At 57.1% G+C, this 2,380-nt stretch carries 3 protein-coding genes; all 3 read left to right on the top strand.

The window, feature by feature from the left end:
• Window positions 1–59: 59 nt before the first annotated feature.
• From tnpA to tnpC, 3 genes are read left to right on the top strand one after another with little or no spacing between them, the layout of a single operon-like run.
• Window positions 60–410, top strand: coding sequence for an IS66 family insertion sequence element accessory protein TnpA (gene tnpA / locus IE065_RS17770; protein ID WP_189517649.1), 351 nt, complete (start codon window positions 60–62; stop codon window positions 408–410).
• Window positions 404–748 carry an IS66 family insertion sequence element accessory protein TnpB gene (gene tnpB / locus IE065_RS17765; protein ID WP_189517646.1) on the top strand — a complete coding sequence of 115 codons (345 nt, stop codon included), beginning with the start codon at window positions 404–406 and terminating at the stop codon, window positions 746–748. Before tnpA ends, tnpB begins: the two co-directional genes overlap by 7 nt.
• Before the next feature lie 58 nt (window positions 749–806).
• Entirely contained in the window at window positions 807–2,306 is a 1,500-nt protein-coding gene (gene tnpC, locus IE065_RS17760) for an IS66 family transposase (RefSeq protein ID WP_189517643.1), read from the top strand.
• Window positions 2,307–2,380 lie beyond the last annotated feature (74 nt).

Genomic DNA, 2,380 nt, shown 5'->3' with positions numbered 1-2,380 from the left:
GTAAGCGTCCGGGCTTCGACCGCCTTCCTCGATTCGCTTTGATTTGCTAAACTGCTCTTATGGATGTCGAGATCGTTGATACAGGTTTGAAGCGTGACAGTTGTGGTCGGCGCATAGAGAGCGAGGCCGAACGTGAACGTTTGCTGGAGGCTTATGATGTCAGCGGGCTGACGCAGAAGGCTTTTGCTGAACAGCATGGTCTTGCTTACAGCACGTTGGTTTACTGGCTCAAGTTGCGTCGGCAGAAGAAGGAGGCAGTTGCTGGTCCCGCGTGCGTCAGTCTTTTTCAGGAGGTATCGATGCCTTCAGTCTCACCATTGGTTTTGGAGGTTCGCCTGCCTGATGGGATGGTATTGCGCGGCGGCGATGCGGCATCGCTGGCGGCTTTGGCCAAGGCGCTGCGATGCTGACCCTGTCCCATCAACTTCGGATCTTTGTGGCGGTTGAGCCGGTGGACATGCGCAAGCAGTTTGACGGCTTGTGGGCGGTGGCGCGTGATCACTTGGGCGAAGATCCCAAACGGGGCGCGCTTTTTGCCTTTACGAACAAAAACCGCAATCGTCTCAAGTTACTTTATTTTGACGGCACTGGCGTGTGGGTGTTGGCCAAGCGCATTGAGCAAGGTCGGCTGAGCTGGCCTTTGGGCAGCGATGAGCGCAAGCTCATGATCAAGCCAGCGGCGCTGACTATGTTGATCGAAGGCATCGACCTGAAGGACGGCATGCAGAAGGCTTGGTATGAAACTTAGCCTGACTTTGTTATGCAAAGTGAGTTGACATTGATGCGTCGATCATTGGCATGGGCGCATGTCCAGCGCCGAGGCCATCTTGGAAGAGAACCAGCAGCTTCGGCAGAGTGTTACCGAAAAGGACGCCACCATTGTGGTGCTCCAAGAGCAGATTGCCTGGCTCAAGCAGCAGCTCTTTGGTTCGGGCAAAAGCGAGCGGCTGGATGCCGCGCAGCTGCGCCTTCATCTTGATGAGTTGGAGCGCTGCCTGAAAGACTCTGCATCGCAAAGCATTGCTTACGAGCGTCGCGCTCCCAAGGTGGGCAAGCACGAAACACCCGCCGAACGCTTCAAGGACCTGCCCGTGGAAGAGACTGTCGTGATTGAACCGGAGGAAGTCCAGGCCGAGCCCGAGTCCTTTGAACAGATCAGCCAGGAAGAAACTTTTGAGGTCGATATCCACCCGCCGAAACTCTTCAAGCGCTGCATCGTGCGGCCCAAGTATCGGCGTAAGGCGGATCTTTCCCACCCGCCGATCATCGCTCCGGCTCCCAAGCGCGTGATCGACGGCAGCTACGCTTCAGCGGGCCTGCTGGCCTGGATCACCCTCGGCAAATACGTGCAGCACATGCCGCTGTATCGGCAGGAAAAAGCCTCGGCGATGTGGGGCGCGCAGCTCTCACGCAAAACCATGGCCGACTGGGCCCTGGCCGTCGCCGAGTGGCTCAAGCCGATCTATAATTACATGCGAAGCGACTTGCTCAGCGGCGGCTACATCCAGGCCGATGAGACTCCGGTGCGCTACTGCGACCCCGATCAGAAGAAAGGCAAAACCGAACAGGGTTGGCTCTGGGCCATCTCGCGCCCCGGTGGCGACGTGGTCTTCGACTGGCGCTTATCGCGACGTCATGGCGAGCTGACCAGCTTGCTTGACGGTTACCGCGGCCTGCTTCAATCCGACGCCTACGGCGCTTACGAAGATTATGCACGCCGTGACGCCGTCACGGCCCTGGGCTGTATGGCTCACGCCCGACGCAAGTTTTACGAGGCGCTCAAATCGCATCCACGCGAAGCCGCCCTGGTGCTCAAGCTCATCGCCAAACTCTACGAACGCGAGGCCGATTACCGCCAGCAAGGACTATCACCGGAAGAACGCCAAGCTCACCGTCAGGATCAAAACGAGATCACGCTGACGCGCCTGCAAAAAGTCATCTCTATTACCAGCCGACAAGCCCTGCCCAAGTCCGCCATCGGCAAAGCCTGCACCTACGCCATCTCGCAGTGGCCCAAACTCATCGCCTTCCAACAGCACGGTATCGCAGAGATCGACAACAACCTCATGGAGAACGCCATCCGGCCTTCAGCTATCGGCAAGAAAAACTTCCTGTTCATCGGACACCCCGAAGCAGGCCAACGCTCCGCCATCATCTACTCCATCGTCGTATCCTGCCAAAGACACCAAGTCGAGCCATTGGAATATCTGCGTGATGTCCTATCGCGCCTGCCAAACATGACCAATCAAGACGATATCCGAGCTCTAACGCCTTACCAATGGTCACCATTAGGAAATCGCCACTAACTCCAAATCATTACCAAGAAGAAAGGCCAATGGTTACCATTGGCAGTCAAGAAGGGTGGAGGCCGGACGCTTAC

Source organism: Cerasicoccus arenae (assembly GCF_014651635.1).
Taxonomy (GTDB): domain Bacteria; phylum Verrucomicrobiota; class Verrucomicrobiia; order Opitutales; family Cerasicoccaceae; genus Cerasicoccus; species Cerasicoccus arenae.
This window is presented reverse-complemented; position numbering and strand designations above follow the sequence as displayed.

Coding starts and splice junctions, on each gene's coding strand:
- tnpB (WP_189517646.1), top strand. CDS start 404: ATGCTGACCCTGTCCCATCAACTTCGGATCTTTGTGGCGGTTGAGCCG.
- tnpC (WP_189517643.1), top strand. CDS start 807: ATGTCCAGCGCCGAGGCCATCTTGGAAGAGAACCAGCAGCTTCGGCAG.
- tnpA (WP_189517649.1), top strand. CDS start 60: ATGGATGTCGAGATCGTTGATACAGGTTTGAAGCGTGACAGTTGTGGT.